The sequence below is a fragment of the Variovorax sp. YR750 genome, from assembly GCF_900109805.1.
GTDB classification, from domain to species: Bacteria; Pseudomonadota; Gammaproteobacteria; order Burkholderiales; family Burkholderiaceae_C; genus Variovorax; species Variovorax gossypii.
Genome location: NZ_FOBJ01000017.1, coordinates 147,960 through 167,156, shown reverse-complemented (window position 1 = coordinate 167,156; position 19,197 = coordinate 147,960). Strand labels below are relative to the sequence as shown.

Genomic DNA, 19,197 nt, shown 5'->3' with positions numbered 1-19,197 from the left:
GATTATGCTCGGGTGCCGCTTCGAACCCGTTCATGGCCAGACGTTCCCCTCAAGCCGCCTCCGCCGCTACTGCCGCCCCCTTTTCGCTGAGACCGCCGACCCGGCGCAATCTCCGCTGGGCGAGCGGCCTGGTGCTGATGGCCTACGTCACGGCGCACCTGCTCAACCACTCCCTCGGCATCTATTCCTTTGCCGCGGCCGAAACAGTGCTGCGCGGCGTGCAGGCGTTCTGGCACAGCCTCGCCGGCACGGTGCTGCTGTACGGCGCCGCCGCCACGCACCTGGCCCTGGCCGTGGTGGCCCTGTGGGAGCGGCGCACCCTGCGCATGCCGCCGCTGGAGGGCCTGCGCGTGGCGCTGGGCTTCGTGCTGCCGCTGCTGCTGATCAAGCACCTCGCCGCCATGCGCGGCGCCTACCTGGCCTACGGCATCGAGGGCTCCTACGTGCGCGTGGTCTGGGGGCTGTGGGAATGGCAGGGCGCGGCCGCGCAGCTGCTGATGATGCTGGCGGCCTGGACCCATGGCTGCCTGGGCCTGCACTTCGCGCTGCGGGCGCAGCCGGCGTGGCGGCGCTTCTCCCACCTGCTGCTTGCCGTCGCGGTGGTGCTGCCGCTGGCGGCGGCGATGGGCTTCGTCTCGATGGGGCGGGAGTTCCAGTGGAGCGGCGTGCCGCCCGTCGTGCTGCCGACGCCCGAGCAGGCCCAGGCGCTCGGCACGGCGGAAGACGTCATCAAGTGGCTCTACGGGCTGTCGCTGGCCGCGCTGCTGGCGGCGCGCTGGGGCCGCAACAGCTTCGCGCGCTGGTCGCGGCAGCCGATGGTCGCGCTGAGCTACCCCGAGCGCACCGTGCAGGTGCCGCGCGGCTGGAGCGTGCTGGAGGCGAGCCGCTCGCACGGCATCGACCATGTGTCGATCTGCGGCGGCCGGGCGCGCTGCTCCACCTGCCGCGTGCGCGTGGCCGGCCCCGCCGAACACATCGGCGAGGCGGGCCGCGACGAGCGGCGCACGCTCGAACGGGTGCGCGCGCCGGCCGACGTGCGGCTGGCCTGCCAGCTGCGCCCGCGCGGCGACATCGAAGTCACGCCGCTGTTCGCGCCGCTGCCCAACGAGGGCCGGCCCGCGCCGGTCGGCCGATTCGGGCACGAGCGCGACGTGGCGATCCTGTTCGTCGACCTGCGGCGCTGGTCGGGCCTGTCGGAGCGGCAATGGCCCTTCGACCTGGCCTACGTGCTCGACCGCTACTTCGCCACCGTGGGCGCGGCCGTGCGCGAGAGCGGCGGCGTGCCCAACCAGTTCATCGGCGACAGCGTGATGGCGATCTTCGGCCTCGAGTGCGACCTGCCCACCGCCTGCAGGCAGGCGCTGCGCGCGACCGAGCTGATCGGCCAGCGCATGGACGCATGGAGCGAAGGCTTCGAGGCGCAGTTCGGCCAGCGGCTGGAGTTCGGCATGGGCCTGCACGCGGGCCGCGCGGCGGTGGGCGAAGTGGGCTATCTCGAGACCACCACCTTCACCGCCATCGGCGAAGTGGTCAACACTGCGAGCCGGCTGCAGGACCATTCGAAGACCGCGTCGTCGCGCCTCGTCGTGTCGCTGTTCGCAGCCGAGCAGGCAGGCGTGGCACAGGCCATGGGCACGGCCGAGATGCTCGTCGTGCGTGGCCGCTCCGAACCTCTCGCGGTGCTCTACGCATCGCGCGACACCGTCCCGCTGTAGTTGCCGAAAGCGGTGCGCAAACGCACATCGCGAACCACGATGCGGTTTCACACTGCATCCCGTGGCAACGACGAATGTCCGCCGCCCACACCAGTCAGCAAAGGGACTCGCATCATGAACACCAAGCAACGCATCGCCGCTCTCTCCGCCATCGCATTCGCCATGCTGGGCGCAGCGGGCGCGGTACACGCCGAAACCTATGAAGGCGTGCATCCGATCACCTCCGCCGCCAGCCGCGCCGACGTGCGGGCCGAAGCGGTGGCAGCCGCTCGCGCCGACAACCCCTACGCCGACGGCGCAGACGCCGGCCCCGCCGCGGTGATCGCCTCGTCGACCACCCGCGCCACGGTCCGGGCCGAAGCCGTTGCCGCCGCGCATGCCGACAACCCCTACGCAGAAGGCGCTTCGTCGGGCGTGGCCCCGATGGTGGCCAGCACGGTCGACCGCGCCGCTGTGCGTGCAGCGGCCCGCGCTGCCGCACGTGGCGACGCGCTGCCGCTGTAATCGGCACCCGCCATCCGCCTCGCTTCGGCGAGCGCACGCACCGAAGCCGGCCCTTGCGAAAGCAGGGCCGGTTTTTTCTTGTGCGTGTACATCGACGGCGGCTTGCCCTGTTGCCTGATACCCGATTGCGCGAAGCGGTGCGCAAACGCACAGCGCCCATCGCGCCGCGGTTCGACACTGCATGCCGTGGCAACGACGAATGACCGCCGCCCACGCAGTGAACCAAAGGGACTCCCGCAATGAACACCAAGCAACGCATCGCCTCTTCCGCTTTCGCCGCGGCCCTCGCCCTGCTGGGCGCCGTCGCCGCGCATGCCGAAGCCTATGACGGCGTGCATGCCATCACCTCGTCGGCCAGCCGCGCCGACGTGAACGCCGAAGCCGTGGCTGCCACGCGCGAAGGCAACACGTATTCGGACACCGCCGCCGAAGGCGCCGTGGCCTTCAAGTCCACGCTCGATCGCAACGCCGTTCGCGAGCAAGCCGTGGCCGCCGCGAACAACCCGCTGCAAAGCCTGGACCGCCGCGCCTTCTATCGCGACGAAGTGCCTGCCGCCTACAAGAAGCCCAGCGTCTCGTTCACGCAGCAGGCCGGCCTGCCGAGCACGGCACGCCCCTGACGCCCGAGCTCAGGGCCGCACGCCTTCCCAGGCGTTCTGCAGCAATGCGCGGATCGCCGCGCGCTCCAGCGGGCGCGGGTTGGGGTACTGGTTCTTGAGCGCGTGCTCGCACGCCAGGTCCAGGTCGGTTTCCTTCATGCCGATGTCGCGCAAGGCGACCGGCGCACCGTTGTCGCGCGCCAGGTCGTACACCGCCTGCGCGGCGCTGCCGCTTCCCTCCAGTGCCTTCACGATGCGCTCCATGGCCCGCGGCGCCGCCGCGGCGTTGTAGGCCAGCGCATGCGGCAGCACGATGGTGTGCGTCTCGGCATGCGGCAGGTTGAAGCTGCCGCCCAGCGTGTGGCACAGCTTGTGGTGCAGAGCCATGCCGACGTTGCCCAGCACAGTGCCGCACAGCCAGGCCCCATAGAGCGCGTCGCCGCGCGCATCGGGGTCCTTGGGCGTGGCGCGGATCGCAGGGAGCGCGCGGCCCAGCGCGGCGATGCCTTCCTGCGCCATCAGGTCCATGATCGGGTTCGAGTCGGCCGCATAGAGCCCCTCGGCCGCATGCGCGATGGCGTTGATGCCGCTGGTCACGCTCATGCCCACGGGCAGGCCCAGCGAGAGCTCGGGGTCGTAGATCACGGTGCGCGGAAGCACCTTGAAGTCCTTGCCCGTCTTCTTCATGCCGGCTTCGGTGATGCCGTAGATCGGCGTCATCTCGGAGCCCGCGTAGGTGGTCGGAATGGCGAGGATCGGCAGGCCCGAATCCAGTGCGATGGCCTTGCCCAGCCCGGTGGTGGAGCCGCCGCCGATGGCCACGGCGCAGTCGGCGCCCAGGCGCGTGGCCACTTCCCTCGCCTCGCGCGCGGTCTCGATCGGCACGTGCATCACGGCCCGGTCGAACACGCCGGCCGCGTGCGCCCCCAGCATGTCGGCCACGCGCTCGGCCTGCGGGCGCTGCTCGGGCGTGGACAGCACCAGTGCCCGGCGCGCGCCGAGCGCATCGATCTCGCGTGCCAGGTGCTGCAGCGAACCGGCGCCGAAAACCACCCGCTGGGGCACGCTGTTGTAGACGAACGATGGTGTGGTCATGGCTTTCCTGTCTCTCGAATGTTCATGCAGCATCTGTATGGCTGATACGGCCCTTGATGAAAACGCCGGTCATCGCCAGCACCGCGGGCACGATCAGCACCGTCAGCACCTGCTCGAAGTTCCAGCCAAGGCCCAGCAGCGCCGCCCCGAGCCAGGCGCCCAGCACCGCGCCGAAGCGCCCGATGCCGAGCATCCACGATACGCCCGTCGCCCGCACATGGGTCGGGTAGTAGCGCGCCGCCAGCGATGGCATCGCCGACTGCGCGCCGTTGATGCACATGCCCGCGAACAGCACCAGCAGCACGAGCACCAGCCCGCTGCCCATGCTGTGGCCCACCGCCACGGCGAGCACCCCAGCCAGCAGGTAGCAGATGCCGATCACCTTGTGCGGGTTGCCGCGGTCCATGGCCCAGCCCACGCCCACCGCGCTCAGCACGCCGCCGAACTGGAACAGCGCTCCCACCACGGCCGACTGCGTCATCGATGCGCCGCTCTCGCGCATCAGCGTCGGCAGCCAGCTCGTGAGCAGGTAGATGATGATGAGCCCCATGAAATTGGTGCCCCACAGCAGCAGCGTGCCCGGGCCCAGGCCACCGGCGAACATGCGTGCAAGCACCGGGCCGCGCGGCCCCTTGCCTCGGGCCTGCTGGCCCGGAATGGTGAACTGCTCGACGCCCGCCAGCGATTCGCGAGCAACCGGCTGCAGCACCTTGCGGATGCGCTCGACGGGCTGCCCCCGAACCACCATGAAGCGCGCCGACTCCGGCAGCCAGAACAGCAGCACGGGCAACAGCAGCACCGGCACGATGCCGCCGATCAGCAGCAGGCTGTGCCATCCCCAGTGCGGAATGATCGCGGCCGAGAGAAAGCCGCCGCCGGCCATGCCCAGGTTGAAGCCGCAGAACATCGTCGTCACCAGCAGCGACTTGACCTTCTCGGGCGTGTACTCCGACAGCAGCGTGGTCGCGTTCGGCATGCCCGCCCCCAGCCCGATCCCGGTCAGGAAGCGCAGCACCACGAGCTGGTCGATGCCGGTCGCGAAGGCCGACCACAGTGAAAAACCTCCGAACACCGCCACCGACATGCACAGCACCGCCTTGCGCCCGAAGCGGTCGGCCAGCGGCCCCGAGCCCAGCGCACCGAAGATCATCCCGGCCAGCGCGGCGCTCATCACCGGGCCCAGCGAGGCACTGGGCACGCCCCAGTCGCGTACGAGCGCCGGCGCGATGAAGCCCATGGCGGCGGTGTCGAGGCCGTCGAGCAGCACGATCAGGAAGCACATCGCCACGATGCCCCACTGGTAGGGCGACAGCGGGCGGGCGTTGATGAGCCACTGCACGTCGACGATGCGGCGCGTGGCGATTGAACCTGTGTCGGTCATGGGCTTCTTTTGTCTCCATCGCTGGTTTGCGATGGGCGCGAGTGTCTCGCCGGCCCGGGACCGGTTCAACGACAGGAACGGAAAGGAGTTTTCCGCTCAGCCTGCGGGGCCTGCCTTGCGCCCGGCCGCAGAGGCATGGGCGATCAGCACGAGAAAACCGCCCACCATCGCCACGTTCTTCAGGAAGTTGTTGAGCTGCCCGTTGAACTGCGCCGCGTCGGCCGCCCAGAAGGCGTGCGCGATGAAGCCCGTGGCCAGCGTGAACAGGGCCAGCGCGCCGGCCACCCATTGCACGCGCCAGCCGGCGATCAGCAGCAGCCCGCCGCCGACTTCGAGCGCGATGGTCAGCGGCAGCACCACGTCGGCCAGCGGAATGCCGAGCTTGCCGAAGTAGCCGAGCGTTGCGCCGTAGGTCAGGAGCTTGCGCACGCCCGCCACCAGGAAGATCGCCGCCATCAGCACTCGCGCGGCCAGGACCAGGCCGCGCCCGGTGTCGTCGTTGGTTGTCGTCGTCATTCGTTTTCTCCGGAAGATGTTGCCGGGCGCGCGGCGGCGCCCGTGAATTTCAGTCGCCCCATGCACAGCACCATGGCGCACGACAGCAGCGCCGGCACGGCCGCCGCGATGAAAAGCGCGCTGTTCGTCCAGTGCAGCCCGATGAGCCAGCCCGCCAGCACCGGCCCCACGATGGAGCCCGCGCGGCCGATGCCCAGGCTCCAGCCCATGCCGGTGGCGCGCACCGTCGTCGGGTAGACGCCCGAGGCCAGCGCGATGAGCGCGGGCTGCGCACCGACCACGCAGAAGCCGCTGACCGAGACCACCGCGAGCAGCAGCATCAGCGGCAACGCCGGCTGGCCGATGACGGCAATGGCAATCGCCGCCACGCCGAAGACCGGCACCAGCACGCGGTAGAAGCCCACGCGGTCGATCAGCGGCCCCATCGCCACCGTGCCGACCACGCCGCCCACCTGCAGCAGCGTGCCCACCAGCACCGCCGTGCCCGCGCTGTAGCCCGCTCCGGCCGCGATGGTGGGCAGCCAGTTCGCCAGGAAGAACAGGTTGAGCAGGTTCATGAAGTTGATGCCCCACAGCAGCAGCGTGGCCGGTGCGCGACCCGCGCGGAACAGCTCGACCACCGGTGCGCCGTCCTGCTTCGCCTCGTGCACCACGTAGCGGGTTCCGGGGCCGGCGCGCACGCCGGGCGCGATGCGGCCCAGCCACTGCTGCACCCGGTCGAGCTTGCGGCCCCGCAGCACCAGGAACTGCATCGACTCGGGCATGTAGCGCCACATGAGCGCCGCGATCAGCAACGGCACCACGCCGCCGAAGACGAACACCGCCCGCCAGCCGCCCCAGGGGATGAGCACCGCCGAGATCAGCCCGCCCAGCACCGCGCCGCCCGTGAAGCCGCACGATACCCACATCATCAGCGTGACGCGGCGGCGCTGGGGGCTGTACTCGCTGGCCAGCGCGCTGGCGTTGGCCATGATGCCGCCCAGCCCGATGCCGGTGATGAAGCGCATCGCCAGCAACTGGTCGAGCGTGCGGACGAAGACGGTGGCCAGCATGCACAGGGCGAAGAACACCGTGGCGCCGAGCAGCACCGGGCGGCGCCCGATGCGGTCGGCGCAGACGCTCAGCGCCAGCGAGCCGACCAGCATGCCGAGCAGGCCCGCGCCGAACACGGGGCCCAGCGCAGCCTTCTCTATGCCCCAGGCCTGCACGATGGCGGGAGCGACGAAGCCCATGGCCTGCACGTCGAAGCCGTCCATGACGACTGCGCAGCCCACCAGCAGCAATATCCATTTCTGGAAGGTACCGACGGGGTGGCTGTCGATCAGCGCCGGGATGTCGATGGCGGTGGCAGCGGCTGCGCCACCGGTGTCCGGGGAGTTCGGCAGGAGCTTCACGCGACAGCCTCGTCGTCGAGGCAGTTGGCGGCCGTCCATCCGTACAGCCATTCGAGCGCGTCGTAGAAGCGTTCCTGCGGACGGCCCTTCCACATGCTGTTGCGTACCAGCCGCTCCACTCCCTTGGCGTGGTAGATGCGGCCCATCTCGCGCGCCGACAGCACCACCCGCGCGGTGCGCGCCACACGGGAGCGCTCGTACAGCGCGAGCGCGCGCGGCCAGTCGCCCGCCTCGCGGCGCAGGGCGAGGCCCAGCGTCACCGCGTCCTCGCAGGCCATGCAGGCGCCCTGCGCCAGGTACTGCACCATCGGGTGCGCGGCGTCGCCCAGCAGCGTGGCGCGGCCGAAGGTCCATTGCTCGATGGGGTTGCGGTCGGCCGTGGAGTAGCGCTTCCAGGCCTTGGGAATGCGCAGCAGCTGCTGCACCTGCTCGCAGGTCGGGCGGAAATAGCGCTGTACCTCGGCCGGATCGCCGTCCATCGAGCCCCACTCCTCGGGCTGGTCGCTGTGGAAGGTGACGGCGATGTTGAACTTGTCGCCGCCCTTCAGCGGGTAGTGCACCAGGTGGCAGTTGGGCCCGACCCAGATGCACGGCGCGGTGAAGCGCAGCGCCTCGGGGAAATCGGCCGTGTCGATCACCGCGCGGAACACCACGTGGCCCGATACGCGAATGCTGTCGTCCACGTACTGCTGGCGCACCGCCGAGCGCACGCCGTCGCAGCCGATCACGGCCTGGCCTTCGTGGCGGTTGCCCTGCGCGTCGATGAGCGTCACGCCGCCCTCGTCCTGCTCGATGTGCACGACCTTGGTCGAGGTGAGGAACTCGATGCCCTCGGTCGTCGCCTTCACGCCCTCGAGCAACGCGCCGTGGATGTCGGCACGGTGGATCACCGCATAGGGGTTGCCGAAGCGATTGCGGAACCCGTCCGACAGAGAGATGGAGGCCACCCGCTTCGCGTCGAGTGCGTCGAACATCACCATCTCCTCGGTGTAGACCGCCTTGGCGCGCAGGTTCTCCCCCACGCCCAGCGCATCGCAGGCCGCGAAGGCGTTCGGGCTGAGCTGGATGCCCGCGCCGATCTCGCCGATGTGGGCCGCCTGCTCGATCACCTTCACGTGGTAGCCCTCGCGCACCAGCGCCAGCGCCGCCGCGAGGCCGCCGATGCCGCCGCCGGCCACGAGCACGGGGCGCGTGTCTTTGTGCCGCGTGCTCATGTCACTTCAACCCGAAGAGCTTGACCGCGTTGTCGCGGCCGATCTTGCGGCGGTCGTTCTCGCTGATCTCGCACCTGTCGAACCAGCGCGCCGCGTCCTCGTGCTTCTCGAACGGGTAGTCGACCGAGTACATGATGCGGTCCGCCCCCACCTCGAGCATGGTCGACAGCAGCGTGGGCGTGCGGAAGTTGCCGCTGGTCGTGATGTGCACGTTGCTGCGCAGGTAGTCGCCGATCTCCCTGTCGCAGGGCATGCCGCGACGGCCCTTTCGCAGGATGTGATCCACGCGCCAGATGTTGAACGGAATGCCTTCGCCGAAGTGGCCGAGGATCATCTGCAGCTCGGGGTGGCGGTCGAACAGGCCGCTCGACAGCAGTCGCAGCGCATGGATGCCCGTTTCCACCGCGAAGGCCCAGGTCGGGCCGGTGAGCCAGTGCGCGCCTTCGTAGATCGGCTCGCGGTTCAGGAGCGGGTCGCGCGGGTGCATGTAGAAGGGCTTCTTCAACGCAGCCGCGGTCGACCAGAAGTCGGCAAAGCGCGGATCGTCGTAGTAGACGACGGTGTTCTCGTCGCCCACCTGCGAGAAGCCGTTGACGAGGAAACCGTGGAAGCCGAGCTGCGTCACGCAACGCTCCAGTTCGCGCGCGGCCGCCTCGGGGTCCTGCATCGGCAACGCGGCGAATCCGCCGAAGCGCGTGGGATGGCGCCTGATTTGCTCGGCCAGCACGTCGTTCGCGCGCCGCGCGACCTCGACGGCGCGCTTCGCGTCGGGAATGCCCTGCACAGCCGGCGAATTGAGCGAGAGGATCGACAGCTCGGTGCCCCACTCGTCCATCTGCTCGATGCGCTGCTGCTCGAAGTCGAGCAGGTTGTTCTTCAGGCCCTGCCACATCTCGGGGCGGGCGTACACCTGCGAATCGGCAATCGTCAGGTCGATCGCGAAATGCTCTTCGAGCGCAATCTTGTTCTTCATGGGGAAATCACTCCGGTTTGATGTTGAGCTTGTCCAGCACGGCCTGCCAGGTCTTGCGGTCTTCGGCGATGTAGCTCGCCAGTTGTTCGGGGGTGCCGGGGCGCGGGTAGGTGCCGAGCTCGCGCGACTTGGCGACCACGTCGGGCAAGAGAAGCGCCTCGTTCATGTCCCTGTTGAGCTTCGCGAGCACCGTCGGATCGACGCCCTTCTTCGCGATCACGGCGAACCAGCCGTGCGCCACCGCGCCCGGCACCGTCCTGCTCGCGAGCGGGAACTGCTCCAGCCCCGCTTCGACGCGATCGCCCATGCTGGCCAGCACGCGCATGCGGCCGCCCTGCACGTTGCCGGCGACCACGTTGTAGGTCTCGACCATCATCTGCGTCTGGCCGCCCAGCGTGGCCTGCATGGCTTGCGCGCCGCCGGGGTAGTGCACCTCGAGGAACTGCGCTCCTGATTGAAGCCCCAGCAATGCCGACGCCAGGTGCGGCGCCGTGCCCCGTCCGTTGTCGGCCACCTCGATGCCCTGCGGCTTGGCGCGCGCGGCGGCGATGAAGTCTGCGAGCGTCTTGTAGGGCGAGTTGGCCGGCACCGCGAGCATGAAGGGCGCGACGGCCGCGAGCGTGACCGGCACGAAGTCGCGGTTGAAGTCGTAGGTCACGCCCTTGATGGTGCTGGGCGCCACCGAGATCGCGGAGCCCTGCACGAAGCCGAAGGTGTAGCCGTCGATCGGCGCCGCGAGGATCGCGTTCATGCCGATCACGCCGCTGCCGCCGGGCTTGTTGTCGACGATCACGCCCTGTCCCCACTTCTCGCCGAGCTTGGCGCCTACGTGGCGGATCAGCACGTCGGGCGCAGACCCCGCCGGAAACGGCACCACGAAGCGCACCGCCTGCTGCGGCCACCTGGCCGCCGTGCCCTGCGCTTGCGCCAGCGTCGCCGCACAGGGAAGAAAGGACGCAAGAGCCCATGCAAGGGCAGCTCTCCGGGAAATGTTCAGGTTCATCCTCGTCTCCTTTTTACTTGATTATTCAAGTAATTGCGGCGGACTATATACTTGATTGTTCAAGCATGTCTAGATGAAAACCCTCCCCCAAGACCACGATCTCGAGAAGGCGATCCCCTTCCTCCTGGCGCGCGCCGGCGCACGCATGGGCAATGCCTTCGCGAAGGCGTTGAAACCCTATGGACTGAGCCTCAGCGAATGGCGCGTCTGCGCGTCGCTGCAGCACACGCCGCAGCAGACGCTGTCGGAGCTGGCCGCGCACGCATCCACCGATCTCTCGGCGCTGTCGCGCATCGTCGACCGGCTGGCTTCACATGAACTGGTGGCGCGCGAGAAATGCGACACCGACAAGCGCGCGGTGCGCATCGCGCTCACCGAGCGCGGGCTCGCCCTGACGCTGGAGCTGATTCCGCTCGCGCAGCACTACGAGGCCGTTGCGACCTCGGATTTCAGCGCCGCGGAGGTGAAGACGCTGCGCGCGATGCTGCTGCGCCTGTACGCGAACGCGACGCCGCTGGCCTGACCTGGATTAGATCGGCGAGACCCGTACCGTCGAAGCCTGGCGGCTTTCGACGATCGCGAAGCGCACAGGCAGGAAGCGCTCGATGACCACGCAGTTGGTGCGCGTGTGCTCGGTCACCTCGCTGCAGGTGAAGGCGCATTCCTTCTTACCCTGCCACGCCGCGAGCGCCAGCAGCAGCGCCAGCTGGTCGGCGAGATGCGGCCCGACGGCCGCCTCGCTCTTCTGGAACGCGCGCAGTTCCTTCACCAGCCCATGCGCCACCTGCTCGGCGCTCAGCGACTTCTCGCCGAAGACCGTGAACACTTCGGTGACGTGCTCGTAGGCCAGCGTCGCCAGCAGCGCGTTGCCCGGACCTTCGTTCTGGCGCACCGAGCCGAAGCGCAGCTGCTCGCCGGACCAGCCCATCGCGCCGCCCAGCGTGTCGAGCTCGCGCGTCGGCACGTGGCGCGGCAGGCCCGGCGCCAGGCACTCGGCGTAGTTCGACTGGTGCGCTCCGCGCGCCATCAGATCGAAGCCCTGCAGCGCGCCGGCTGCCGGCTCGATGACCGCCTCGACCTCGCCACCGCCGGCCGGATAGAAGCCGCAGCGACGCAGCGTCAGCTGCAGGTCCGCACCCAGACGGCGCACCAGCGGGGCGAAGGCGCGCTCCAGGAAATGGAAAGGCGGTGCCATCGGGTTGTGCGTGCCGCCGCTCAGGTGCACGCGGCTCTGCGCACCGGCCAGCAGCAGAGGCGGCAGCACGGTCTGCAGCACCAGCATGCAGCTGCCCGCCCCGGAAATCGCGAAGCGGTATTCGCCAGCACGCACCGGGCCGGGCACGAAACGCAGAGACTGCGACCCGAGCTCGGCGCCATCGACTTCCGCGCCGCTGATGGCAGCGGCCGCGTTCACGCACGCGAGGTGCTGGCGCATCAGGCCCGGCTTGGCTCGGCCCGCGCGGATCTTCTCGATGGCCATGGGCTGGCCCGTGACCATCGACAGCGCGAGGCTGGTGCGCAGGATCTGGCCGCCGCCCTCGCCTTGGGAGCCGTCGAGTTCAACCATGCGCGGCCTCCTCGTCATTCTTCTGCTTCTCGAAGCGCAGCACGGTCTCGTGCAGGAAGGCATCGAGGCCTGCCTGCTCGGACTGCGGCAGCGGCGTCACCGGCTCCGCGGCGTTGGCCGCCAGCTCCGATTCGATGAATGCATGGATGCCGTTCCAGCGCGGGCTGGTCGCAGCCTCGCCAGCGCGCATCTTCACTTCGAGCAGAGCGTTGATCTCGTCGATCAGCGCGGCGTCGCGCACCGGGTCGAGCGTGCGCTGCGCCAGGTCGGCGAAACGCATCGGCGGCACACCGGGCTGCGAGCGGATCCAGCGTGCGGCCAGCAGCGGGCGCAGTACGTAGAGGTACTTCTTGTAGCGCACCTCGTCGGCCTGCAGGTGCTCGCGGAAGTTCTTCTTCGCCATCGAGCTGTAGTGATGCCAGCCGCGCGCGTTGGAGAACACCGCCTCCGACAGCTCCCGAAAGCGCGGCATCGCGGTCGCGTCGTCGCGGTAAACGACCGGCGAGCGCAGCCATTCGAGCAGCGTCGGGTTCGACTCGCGCATCAGGCCCAGGGCCTTGCGCAGGTCCCAGCCGTTGATGTCGAGGTCGCCGCTGATCGGCACCTCGATCACGTCGCGGCGTGGCGTCACCGTGAGGTACCACGGCAGGCGGTTGACGTAGATGAAGCGCACGTCGTAGTCGCTGTCGGGCGAGGCGAAGCCCCAGCCTCGGCTGCCGGATTCGCAGGCGAAGAGCACGGTCACGTCGTGCTTTTGTTCGATGTCGCGCAGGGCCTCCATGATCTGCGCGCGCATGGCGGGCTCGATCGGGTGGGCGGAGCGCAGGAATTCTTCTTCGATACTCATCTCTCTTCTTCTTTCTCTTCTTTGTTCTCATCGAGCCGGGGTGACGCTCACCTTGCCGGCACTGTCGAGCTCGTACACGTCCAGGTCGTTGGCCAGGAACGCATTGCCGCGGTAGTGCGCCTGCGTCTCTGCCATCAGCGCCGTCATGCCTTCCTCGTTCTGGTGGCGCGCGCTGAAATGCGTAAGGATCAGGTTCGGCACTTCGACGGATTGCGCGAACTCGGCCAGCAAGCGCGCGGAGCTGTGCATCGGACCTGGCCCCACCTTGTCGAGCGCGTCCTGCGTGAAGGTGGCTTCGTGCACCAGCAGCTGCACGTCCTTGCAGGCATCGCGCAGCAGTGCAGGCTCGGCGTTGTCGCCGCCGACAACCACGCTGGCCGTGTCGACCTGCGTCTCCGCGAAGTCGGCACTGCGCAGCACCTCGCCATTGAAGGGCACGTCTTCACCGCTCTGCAACGCGCGCCATGCAGGGCCGGGCGGAAGGCCGACTGCACGCAGCGCATCCGCCTTCAGCCGCACGCGACGCGTCTCGACCTGCACACGGTAGGCGTGGCTGGGCACACGATGCAGCAACGCATGACGTTCGATGCGCACGCCGGGTGCTTCATACACCAGCGGCTGCTCTTCGAGATCCACATGCTCGACTTCGTAAGGCAGATGCAGGTCGGTCAACGCACGCGTGGCCTCGAACCACTGCCATACCGGCAGCGGCGCGATCAGCTTCAGCGGCTTCGTCCGCTTGCCCATGCCCGCGCTCGCGAGCAGGCCAGGCAGGCCGTAGCAGTGGTCGCCGTGCACGTGCGTGATGCAGACGGCGGCCAGGTCGTTCAGCGACAGCGGCGTCTGCAGCACACGGTGCTGCGTGCCTTCGCCGCAGTCGATCAGGAACCAGTCTGCGCCGAGCACCGTCTGCACGGCAAGGCCGGAGACGTTGCGGTAGCGCGTGGGGGTGCCGGAGGAGGTACCCAGGAAAGTCAGTTTCATCATCGTCAAGGCCATCGCTCCCTGTTCATCAGCGCGCTCCTCGCCGCATCTGCAGCAACGCGCTCCCAGGCAAAGTATCGGCGACCGCCCTCGGGACGAGCCGCCATCAGTTCGTGAAGCTTCGCGAGGTTCGATTCGCCACCCCAACGCGCCATCGTCTGGATCGCCACGACACGCAGGCTCCACCACTTGCCTTGAAGCGCAGCATCGACTTCGGCAACAGCCTGCGTGGTCGGTTTCGCATCACCCAGCGCACGAAGACGATCCGTCTGCTCTCGCAGGAGGTTCGCGCCCGGAACCGCGTTCCGCAGGAACTCGCGACGCGCGCGGCGGCATGCCAGGCATCGCACGGCGCGGCTATCGATATGGCCGTGCACAACCTCGTGCCACCACTTCTGCTGCTTGGCCGTCCATACTTCCTCGGATCCGCAATCACGGCAGCTGAAGGGGCGATCTACATAGAAGTCCGGCTGCATGCCGTAGCTGTTGTTGTATTGCTCGAGGACGAACCGATCCGCAGGCTCGTGGCCGAGCGCAAACGCGAGATCGGGCCGCGGCAGGCGGACATCCTTCTCACGCAGACGTTCAGCCGATGCGGCAGCGCGTTCGAGGCGACGCGCCTTGATTTCGGCGCGGCGTTGCTTGTTGCTCTTCATGGCTCTCATCCTCGCTTTCTCTTGTCTTGCTCGATGGCGTGCAACATCCGTCGTGCGCGCCCACCTGTCCAACGATCCTTGTGGGTCGAGATCTCGCGGACGCGAGTGGTGAACTCGTCGTCCGCCCACCGACCAGCAAGCCGGCAATCGTGACAAAACCGTCCTGTAGAAGGCCTGCGTACCAACGACGTCAGCAGACTCTTCAGTACACCGCTGCGTTCCTGCTTGGATAGATCGCTCTGCTTCAGCAGGTGGCACAGTCGATCGCGCAGATAGCCGGACCGGAAGAATCGCGGCCCCAGGTCGACGTAGAGAATGGCCGATTCGCGCCATGCTCCCTTGCCTTGAAGAATCCCTTCCCGCGCCTCATCGCTCCACAACTCGAACACAGGGCTCTCATAGCTGCGAAGGCGGTCGGCTGCAACCTTCCAGGCAGACCACGCCGATTCGGAACGTCCGCGTTGCGTGAAGGCCTCTTGCAAGGCCAGCTCCCGGCGCCTCAGTTCAGCTTCAGTTTGGCGAATGCACCTTTGGTCGATTCTCATCTTGGCCCTCCTGTGCCGGCCTCGATGGACGGCCGGCTATCCCTTCACGCAAACAACCTGCTTCAGCGTGTAAACCACCTCCACCAGGTCCTTCTGCGCATCCATCACCGCGTCGATGTCCTTGTAGGCCATCGGGATCTCGTCGATCACGTCGGCGTCCTTTCGGCATTCCACGCCTTCCGTCGCGGCGATCTGGTCGGCCACGGTGTAGAGCTTCTTCGCCTTGGTACGGCTCATCTTTCGACCGGCGCCGTGGCTGCAGCTCATGAAGCTCTCGGGGTTGCCCTTTCCGCGCACGATGTAGCTCTTGGCGCCCATGCTTCCCGGGATGATCCCCAGCTCGCCGGCCTTCGCGCTCACCGCGCCCTTGCGGGTCACGAGCACGTCTTCGCCGAAGTGCGTCTCGCGGCTCACGTAGTTGTGGTGGCAGTTCACCGCTTCCACGTGCGCCTCGAAGGGCTTGGTGATGACCTTGCGCGCGGCCGCGACCACGCGCTGCATCATCACTTCGCGGTTCGCTCGCGCGAACTTCTGGGCCCAGCCCACCGCGCGCACGTAGTCGCCGAAGTACTTGGCGCCCTCTTCGAAGTACGCCAGGTCCTGGTCGGGCAGGTTGCGCTGGTGCTGCTCGGCGTCCTTCTTCGCGAGTTCGATGAAGTGCGTGCCGATGGCGTTGCCCACGCCGCGCGAACCCGAGTGCAGCATGAACCACACGGAACCTGCCTCGTCCAGGCACACCTCGATGAAGTGGTTGCCCGTACCCAGCGTTCCCAGGTGCTTGTGGTTGTTGGTGTTCTTCAGGCGCGGATAGTCTTCGCAGATCGCGTCGAACTCGTCCACCAATCCTGCCCAGGCCACGTCGGTTTCGTTGGGAGGCGTCTCCCACGAGCCCTTGTCTCGGCCCATGCGCTTGGGGTTGGATCCGTGCGGCACGGCCTTCTCGATCGCGGAGCGCAGCGGCGCCAGGTTGTCGGGCAGGTCGTTGGCGTGCAGCGTGGTCTTGCACGCCATCATTCCGCAACCGATATCCACGCCAACCGCGGCCGGGATGATGGCCTTGAAGGTCGGGATCACCGAGCCCACCGTCGCGCCGATGCCGTAGTGCACGTCGGGCATGGCCGCGATGTGCTTGAAGACGATGGGCAGGCGCGCCGCGTTCTCGAGCTGCTTCTGCGCCTCGTCTTCCACGGGCACGCCGCGGGTCCACATCTTCACGGGCACGCCGTTTTCGACTGCGTGCAGGTTGTAGTGAGTCTTTTCGATGTTCATCATTTTTCTTTCTTCGTTTTCTTCATCAGCCAGCAACCACCTTCGTGATTGGTCGCCAGAGCCAGTTCGCCGGGAACCAGCGATACAAATCCCTCGAGCAGGCGCGTTTCGGACTTCGTTCCGCACAGCCGCTCGATGAGTGCCGACAACGGCACGTCTTCCACGCATGACGAGCTGTGGCCACACGCCAGAAGCACACCTTTCTTCACCTTTTGACCGGCCGCATCGCGCGCGGCCATCTCCACCATCGCCGGCCAGGCGATGCCATCCGGCATGCTGTCAAAGACATCTACTGGCCATGCACGCCAAGGCTGGATCTTTTGCCAGCCGGCGGCCTTGCCGGCCAGCAACTTGCCCCACCTTTCCGCATACAGGGGCGCAAAGCTCTTGAACATGGCGTTCAACTGGCCGTACTGTTCTTCGCTCACGATCATTTTCTTTTTCTCCGACGCTTCGATAGCCTGGTGGACACGGCGGGATTCGAACCCGCATCAATACGGCGACCATGGTTCTTGAGTCCGATGGCCCAGTCGACGATTGGAAACGCGCGCCAGTGACAGACCCGTCATCGGAGCCAGCACCTGCATCCTCAACCTTGCTCGTCGACCGACTTGCCCGCCGTACCTGGTTTTACCCAGGCTGCCGGCAATATCAACATTTTTGGCAGTGGCGCTCCCTTCTGTGCCTGCGTGCCCGAAACAAAAAAGAGGTGACCAGGAGCGACGGGTCGTGAACTGAGCTATCTGCCTAGACAGACCGGGACTCGGACCCGGGACCTTCATGGCCAAGACCATGACGCTCTTACCTGTAAACCCGCCTGCATTCACCTCAAAACAAAAAACAGCGACAAGAATCGACGAAACGGCGTGCTCTAACCACTGAGCTACGGTCTTTCGACCGGCGGGATTCGAACCCGCGACCACGAGATTAGGAGTCTGTAGTTCCGTCAGCATTCGCTGCAAAAAATAGTGCGACAAGGATGGCAAGACGTAGACCACGCCGGAGAACCGGCGCCGGGATTCGAACCCTGGTCACACCAGATGTAGTCCTGCCTGCATTCGCACTTCAACTCTCTGTCCCCGTCCGGCGACAAACGATCGATGTGAGGGAAACATGGTTGGATGTACTCACATCTGCATTCGCCGGACGACGACATCAATCAATCAATTTCTCGGGTGGTGCCACGAGCCGAGCCCGCGGCACCCTCCTCTCTTTCAGATCGAGGTTTCCTCGATCACACCCACCCAGTGGTCGGCGCCCAGGCCTCCCGCGGCATACACCGCCAGCAGCTTGAACACTTCGTCGCTGAAGCCACCGATGTTCAGCACATCGTCACGCTCCTGCGCCTGGGTGGTCGCATAGGGCTGGATGTCGATACACACCATCCGCGCCTTCGGGTTGCGCTTCTTGAACGTCGCCCATTCCTGCATGGTCGCGGTACCGCGGCCACGTGCGGGGTCGGCCCACGATTCGTTGTCCGACACCAGCACCACCAGATCGGCCTGCGCCTTCTCTCGGTTCAGCAACGCCAGCGGCGCGCTGCACGAGGTACCGCCACCGCCCACCGCTGCCAGCTTGGCCGCGTTGGTCATCACCGAATCACGGGGATTCAGCTCGAGCGAAACCACCTTCGTCTCGAAGGGCAGCACACGCGCATCCGCATTGCGGCGCAGCACGGCGGCAGCCACCAGCGCAGCCACGTCGATGCAGCGCACCGCGGTGGTCGCCGAGCCGCGGTGACCCGTCACAGGCGAGCTCATCGAGCCCGACACGTCGGGGCACACCACCACGCGGCCCTCGAACACCGGCACGTTGGCCAGCGCGAGCTCCATCGCGTCCTGCAGCGCTTCCTTCACCACGTGCGGCACCTCGGTACCGGTTGCGGTGTAGGCCGCCAGCAACTGGTACGGCAGCACGCGGGCCTTGGTCACCGCCTGCGGGTCACGCAGCTTGGCGGCCACCGCTTCAGCGAGGCCCGGCAGTGCGAACACGCCGTGGCGAGCAAAGGTGTTCAGGTTCTGACGCACCATCTGCCACGAACCCCGCTCGGCGATCCGCGCCCATGCCTGCACATCCAGTTCCAGCGCGGTCAGCATCTGGAATGGCACGTCGGGCACCTCGGCCGAACGGTCGCGCTTGAAGCGCTCGAAGGCCTGCGTTACCGGAGGCAGCGCCTCCAGCGCATACGGACGATCGATCAGCCATGCGAACCATGCGGCACGCCAGGCCTCGGCGGGCTTCGGGTGAACCATCTTCACCACGTCGGCCAGCGACGGCGCGTTACCCACGGCGGCATTCAGCAGTTGAGCCTCCGTCGCCTCCAGCAGCCATTGCTGCACGAGCTTCTTCGGACGCGTACCGAGCGACTTGCGGCCCACCGCGCCGGAACGCAGCATCTGCACGAAGTTGCGCAGCATCTTGCCGTTATCGACCACGCGGCCGAACACCTTGGCGAGCAGCGTCACGTCGCGCACTGCCAGCGTGGCGGCCAGCAGCGCCGGCATGTCCTTCATGTGGCCTGCGCGGCGGGCGTACACGGCCGTCTTGGCCACGAACACCGGGTCGACTTCGCGGGCCAGGGCCAGAACGGCGTCGAGTTGATCCTGCGCTTGCGCATAGAACGTGTTGTTCAGGCAACCGGTGGCTGCGAGTTGTGCCAGGCGGTGCTTGGGCGACAGCGAGTAGGCGGCGCCACCGGCTTCGTTGCGCGCATCTGCTGCAGGTTGCAGGGCACCGCGCAGCGTTTGGAAGAGCTGAAGGTTGGCCATGTGACTTCTCCTTGTTCGGTTCTTTTTGTTCAGTCGTTTTCTTGAGTTGCGATCCTTATTGCAACGGGTGTGCCAGTTCTCCGCCCGATGAGCGGCAGATCTCTCAAGCCATTGATTTGATTGGATTTTTAGAAATTCAAGCGTTCCGATCGTTGTCGCCGAGCCTT

The 19,197-nt window shown here is 67.2% G+C and carries 19 protein-coding genes; 4 read left to right on the top strand and 15 right to left on the bottom strand.

Translation table 11 applies throughout. From position 1 onward, the window contains the following. The first annotated feature begins 32 nt into the window (after positions 1–32). From BMY35_RS29975 to BMY35_RS29965, 3 genes are all read left to right on the top strand, one after another. Positions 33–1,715 carry an adenylate/guanylate cyclase domain-containing protein gene (locus BMY35_RS29975; RefSeq protein ID WP_093206640.1) on the top strand — a complete coding sequence of 561 codons (1,683 nt, stop codon included), beginning with the start codon at positions 33–35 and terminating at the stop codon, positions 1,713–1,715. Positions 1,716–1,829: 114 nt separating this feature from the next. Continuing rightward, the gene (locus BMY35_RS29970) at positions 1,830–2,219 is read left to right on the top strand and encodes a helicase SNF2 (protein WP_093206639.1); all 390 of its coding nucleotides are present in this window, start codon (positions 1,830–1,832) and stop codon (positions 2,217–2,219) included. 239 nt (positions 2,220–2,458) lie between these two features. After that, positions 2,459–2,839 carry an alpha/beta hydrolase gene (locus BMY35_RS29965; protein ID WP_093206638.1) on the top strand — a complete coding sequence of 127 codons (381 nt, stop codon included), beginning with the start codon at positions 2,459–2,461 and terminating at the stop codon, positions 2,837–2,839. Positions 2,840–2,848: 9 nt separating this feature from the next. On the opposite strand, the gene BMY35_RS29960 is transcribed toward BMY35_RS29965, so the two are convergent. From BMY35_RS29960 to BMY35_RS29930, 7 genes are all read right to left on the bottom strand, one after another. Further along, positions 2,849–3,913, bottom strand: a complete 1,065-nt coding sequence (locus BMY35_RS29960) for a maleylacetate reductase (protein WP_093206637.1) — start codon at positions 3,911–3,913, stop codon at positions 2,849–2,851. A 22-nt stretch (positions 3,914–3,935) separates the two neighbouring features. Continuing rightward, a complete protein-coding gene (locus BMY35_RS29955; protein ID WP_093206636.1) occupies positions 3,936–5,294 on the bottom strand; it encodes an MFS transporter in 1,359 nt (452 codons plus the stop codon). 96 nt (positions 5,295–5,390) lie between these two features. Continuing rightward, positions 5,391–5,810 carry a DoxX family protein gene (locus BMY35_RS29950; protein ID WP_093206635.1) on the bottom strand — a complete coding sequence of 140 codons (420 nt, stop codon included), beginning with the start codon at positions 5,808–5,810 and terminating at the stop codon, positions 5,391–5,393. Continuing rightward, positions 5,807–7,204 (bottom strand): MFS transporter, encoded by a 1,398-nt coding sequence (locus BMY35_RS29945; RefSeq protein ID WP_256230020.1) that lies wholly within the window; start codon positions 7,202–7,204, stop codon positions 5,807–5,809. The genes BMY35_RS29950 and BMY35_RS29945 overlap by 4 nt, the downstream gene beginning before the upstream one ends. Beyond that, positions 7,201–8,418, bottom strand: a complete 1,218-nt coding sequence (locus BMY35_RS29940) for a 3-hydroxybenzoate 6-monooxygenase (protein ID WP_093206633.1) — start codon at positions 8,416–8,418, stop codon at positions 7,201–7,203. Before BMY35_RS29940 ends, BMY35_RS29945 begins: the two co-directional genes overlap by 4 nt. Position 8,419: 1 nt before the next feature. After that, positions 8,420–9,391 carry an amidohydrolase family protein gene (locus tag BMY35_RS29935; protein ID WP_093206632.1) on the bottom strand — a complete coding sequence of 324 codons (972 nt, stop codon included), beginning with the start codon at positions 9,389–9,391 and terminating at the stop codon, positions 8,420–8,422. A gap of 7 nt (positions 9,392–9,398) precedes the next feature. Next, positions 9,399–10,394 carry a Bug family tripartite tricarboxylate transporter substrate binding protein gene (locus BMY35_RS29930; protein WP_093206631.1) on the bottom strand — a complete coding sequence of 332 codons (996 nt, stop codon included), beginning with the start codon at positions 10,392–10,394 and terminating at the stop codon, positions 9,399–9,401. 73 nt (positions 10,395–10,467) lie between these two features. On the opposite strand from BMY35_RS29930, the gene BMY35_RS29925 reads away from it, so the two are divergent. Beyond that, positions 10,468–10,917, top strand: coding sequence for a MarR family winged helix-turn-helix transcriptional regulator (locus tag BMY35_RS29925; protein ID WP_093206630.1), 450 nt, complete (start codon positions 10,468–10,470; stop codon positions 10,915–10,917). 6 nt (positions 10,918–10,923) lie between these two features. Here the strand turns inward: BMY35_RS29925 and rtcA are convergent, their stop codons facing one another. From rtcA to BMY35_RS29885, 8 genes are all read right to left on the bottom strand, one after another. Further along, entirely contained in the window at positions 10,924–11,961 is a 1,038-nt protein-coding gene (gene rtcA, locus BMY35_RS29920) for an RNA 3'-terminal phosphate cyclase (RefSeq protein ID WP_093206629.1), read from the bottom strand. Then, a complete protein-coding gene (locus BMY35_RS29915) occupies positions 11,954–12,808 on the bottom strand; it encodes a nucleotidyltransferase domain-containing protein (RefSeq protein WP_177213742.1) in 855 nt (284 codons plus the stop codon). Before BMY35_RS29915 ends, rtcA begins: the two co-directional genes overlap by 8 nt. 27 nt (positions 12,809–12,835) lie before the next feature. Then, on the bottom strand, positions 12,836–13,795 hold the full coding sequence (locus BMY35_RS29910) for a ribonuclease Z (protein WP_177213746.1): 960 nt from the start codon (positions 13,793–13,795) through the stop codon (positions 12,836–12,838). Positions 13,796–13,797: 2 nt separating this feature from the next. Continuing rightward, positions 13,798–14,448, bottom strand: coding sequence for a zinc-ribbon domain containing protein (locus tag BMY35_RS29905; RefSeq protein WP_093206716.1), 651 nt, complete (start codon positions 14,446–14,448; stop codon positions 13,798–13,800). Between the two features lie 5 nt (positions 14,449–14,453). After that, positions 14,454–14,993: a hypothetical protein gene (locus BMY35_RS29900; protein ID WP_093206627.1), complete on the bottom strand. Its 540-nt coding sequence runs from the start codon at positions 14,991–14,993 to the stop codon at positions 14,454–14,456. A gap of 36 nt (positions 14,994–15,029) precedes the next feature. Further along, positions 15,030–16,265: an RtcB family protein gene (locus tag BMY35_RS29895; RefSeq protein WP_093206626.1), complete on the bottom strand. Its 1,236-nt coding sequence runs from the start codon at positions 16,263–16,265 to the stop codon at positions 15,030–15,032. After that, entirely contained in the window at positions 16,262–16,690 is a 429-nt protein-coding gene (locus tag BMY35_RS29890; protein WP_143080775.1) for a hypothetical protein, read from the bottom strand. Before BMY35_RS29890 ends, BMY35_RS29895 begins: the two co-directional genes overlap by 4 nt. 786 nt (positions 16,691–17,476) lie before the next feature. Next, positions 17,477–19,030 (bottom strand): TROVE domain-containing protein, encoded by a 1,554-nt coding sequence (locus BMY35_RS29885; RefSeq protein WP_093206624.1) that lies wholly within the window; start codon positions 19,028–19,030, stop codon positions 17,477–17,479. Positions 19,031–19,197: the final 167 nt, after the last annotated feature.

Coding starts and splice junctions, on each gene's coding strand:
- rtcA (WP_093206629.1), bottom strand. CDS start 11,961: ATGGTTGAACTCGACGGCTCCCAAGGCGAGGGCGGCGGCCAGATCCTG.
- BMY35_RS29935 (WP_093206632.1), bottom strand. CDS start 9,391: ATGAAGAACAAGATTGCGCTCGAAGAGCATTTCGCGATCGACCTGACG.
- BMY35_RS29925 (WP_093206630.1), top strand. CDS start 10,468: ATGAAAACCCTCCCCCAAGACCACGATCTCGAGAAGGCGATCCCCTTC.
- BMY35_RS29910 (WP_177213746.1), bottom strand. CDS start 13,795: ATGATGAAACTGACTTTCCTGGGTACCTCCTCCGGCACCCCCACGCGC.
- BMY35_RS29950 (WP_093206635.1), bottom strand. CDS start 5,810: ATGACGACGACAACCAACGACGACACCGGGCGCGGCCTGGTCCTGGCC.
- BMY35_RS29975 (WP_093206640.1), top strand. CDS start 33: ATGGCCAGACGTTCCCCTCAAGCCGCCTCCGCCGCTACTGCCGCCCCC.
- BMY35_RS29965 (WP_093206638.1), top strand. CDS start 2,459: ATGAACACCAAGCAACGCATCGCCTCTTCCGCTTTCGCCGCGGCCCTC.
- BMY35_RS29960 (WP_093206637.1), bottom strand. CDS start 3,913: ATGACCACACCATCGTTCGTCTACAACAGCGTGCCCCAGCGGGTGGTT.
- BMY35_RS29895 (WP_093206626.1), bottom strand. CDS start 16,265: ATGATGAACATCGAAAAGACTCACTACAACCTGCACGCAGTCGAAAAC.
- BMY35_RS29970 (WP_093206639.1), top strand. CDS start 1,830: ATGAACACCAAGCAACGCATCGCCGCTCTCTCCGCCATCGCATTCGCC.
- BMY35_RS29900 (WP_093206627.1), bottom strand. CDS start 14,993: ATGAGAATCGACCAAAGGTGCATTCGCCAAACTGAAGCTGAACTGAGG.
- BMY35_RS29885 (WP_093206624.1), bottom strand. CDS start 19,030: ATGGCCAACCTTCAGCTCTTCCAAACGCTGCGCGGTGCCCTGCAACCT.
- BMY35_RS29940 (WP_093206633.1), bottom strand. CDS start 8,418: ATGAGCACGCGGCACAAAGACACGCGCCCCGTGCTCGTGGCCGGCGGC.
- BMY35_RS29955 (WP_093206636.1), bottom strand. CDS start 5,294: ATGACCGACACAGGTTCAATCGCCACGCGCCGCATCGTCGACGTGCAG.
- BMY35_RS29905 (WP_093206716.1), bottom strand. CDS start 14,448: ATGAAGAGCAACAAGCAACGCCGCGCCGAAATCAAGGCGCGTCGCCTC.
- BMY35_RS29930 (WP_093206631.1), bottom strand. CDS start 10,394: ATGAACCTGAACATTTCCCGGAGAGCTGCCCTTGCATGGGCTCTTGCG.
- BMY35_RS29915 (WP_177213742.1), bottom strand. CDS start 12,808: ATGAGTATCGAAGAAGAATTCCTGCGCTCCGCCCACCCGATCGAGCCC.